Source organism: Streptomyces sp. NPDC045021 (assembly GCF_056432645.1).
In genome coordinates this window covers 1-1,959 of record NZ_JBWKIQ010000041.1, presented here as the reverse complement: position 1 = coordinate 1,959, position 1,959 = coordinate 1, and the positions used below count along the sequence as shown (strand labels likewise).

Sequence of the window (1,959 nt, the reverse complement as noted above, 5' to 3'; positions counted from 1 at the left end):
GGGGGGGTGCCCCTATGTCTTTGGTCAAGCCATCTGGGCGCTCGCAGGGGTCTCCGTGAGGAGCGTCCGTCGCCCGTGCCCGTGTCGGCCAGGTGCATTAGGTCCAGTTGACCGAAGCCGCCAGGACATGGTGATGAAGTGTTCTGAGCTGCGATAGTTGGCGCGGCACCAGGTGAATAGGCTCTGCGAGTCGAAGGGGGTACGAGTGGAACGAATCACTGAAGACCAGGTCGCGCGGCTGGTCAGTTTCGTGTCGGCACGCATCCCCGAAACGGCTCCGCTTCAAGGCGAAGCCCGCCGCTCGGCTGCAGCTCTGCGTCTGGCCGCAGACAAACAGATCGCGGCGGTGCGCTTCCACCGGGTCGCTCCGCCTGTAAGCGGGGCGACGACCGATTTGGCAGCCGCCGCATGGAACCTTCTGGTCGCCTTCGCTGAGATCTGGCACGACCACCCAGAGTTCCCTGCTGACGCGGCCAAGGAGACGTTCGAGTTTGACTGCGATTCGCCTCTCTAGCGGATCTCAAGCCACTGTGGCGGGCCGGGATTCGTAGAAGGTTCCGTCGCGGAGCATGGCGAAGAGGACGTCGGCTCGTCGTCTGGCGAGGCAGAGGAGGGCTTGGGTGTGGTGCTTTCCCTGGCTGATCTTCTTGTCGTAGTAGGTGCGGGACGCCGGGTCGGCTAGGGCGGCGAACGCGGAGAGGAAGAAGGCCCGTTTGAGCTGCTTGTTTCCTCGTCGGGATGGTTGCTCGCCGCGGATCGAGGAGCCCGAACTTCGGGTTGCTGGAGCGAGGCCGGCGTAGGCGGCGAGGTGGGCGGCGGAGGGGAACGAACTGCCGTCGCCGACGTCGATGAGGATCCTGGCTCCGGTCCTGACGCCGATCCCCGGCATGGACGTCAGGACCTTGGAAAGAGGGTGGTTCTCCAACACTTCCTCGATCCGAGCGGCCAAGAGTTTGCGCTGGTCGAGGACCGCGGTGAGCGAGCCGGCCAGGCTCGGGACGATCAGCGCGGCTGCGTCTGTGCCCGGGACAACGACGGTCTGTTCGTCCAGCGCGGTGAAGATCTCTTCGACCAACCGCTCGGCCATCCTCGGCGCTTTGGGACGTATCAACGTGATCAGCCGTCGGCGTCCGGCCTTGCGGATCTGGGCCGGGGACCCGAACCGTTCCAGCAGCATCAGAACGGCCGGGTGCTGGATCCGCGGACCGAGGACTCGTTCCAGATGCGGGTGGATCTGTGTCATCAGGCCGCGAAGCCGGTTGCTGATCCGGGTGGCCTCGCCGGCCAGGTCGTCGTCGAACCCCACGATCATCTCCAGCTCGGCGATGGTCTCGTCCTCGAGATCGACCGAGCGAAGGGTGTGCGGCATGACGCGGGCCGCGTCCGCGATGACGAACGCGTCGCGGGCATCGGTCTTGGCCTCGCCGGGATAGAGATCGGCGATCCGTCGCATCGTCAGCCCGGGCAGATAGGCGACCGGGCAGCCCATGTCCCTTGCCACCGCCAGCGGCAGAGCGCCGATGGAGGCCAGCTGATCGACCACGACGAGCACGGTTCCGTGCTTGGCCTGCAGTTTCCCGAAGACCTCTCGGAGCCTGGGTTCGCTGTTGGGCAGTCGTTTGTCGAAGGCCTTCTTCCCGGACGGGGTGACGGCGGTGGCGTGGTGTTCGCCCTTGCCGACGTCCAAGCCGAGGAAAGCGCCGATGTCACTCGTGTCGATCACGTGCGTCCTCCGGTCGTCCTCACCCGGCCGTCCCACGGCATCGATCGCCACATCCACATTACGAAGAGCCTCCCGACCTGCGAAAAAGCCGGTGGTCATGCCCCTAATCAGCGGTCTGTCGATGCCTCCGGAGCCGGTGACACCACCCCCCAGGCCATGCGTTCGACAGGGGGAGAAAGTCATGCCAACTCCGGAGGCCGGGCGCCCCATTGCGGGGCAACCAAAACGGTAATGGG

The 1,959-nt window shown here is 65.6% G+C and carries 2 protein-coding genes; one reads left to right on the top strand and one right to left on the bottom strand.

The genetic code is table 11. The annotated features are described in order from the left end of the window. The first annotated feature begins 205 nt into the window (after window positions 1–205). Complete coding sequence (locus AC07DC_RS41970; protein WP_478920244.1) at window positions 206–514, top strand: hypothetical protein; 309 nt, start codon at window positions 206–208, stop codon at window positions 512–514. A 6-nt stretch (window positions 515–520) separates the two neighbouring features. On the opposite strand, the gene AC07DC_RS41965 is transcribed toward AC07DC_RS41970, so the two are convergent. Next, complete coding sequence (locus AC07DC_RS41965; RefSeq protein WP_478920243.1) at window positions 521–1,723, bottom strand: IS110 family RNA-guided transposase; 1,203 nt, start codon at window positions 1,721–1,723, stop codon at window positions 521–523. Window positions 1,724–1,959: the final 236 nt, after the last annotated feature.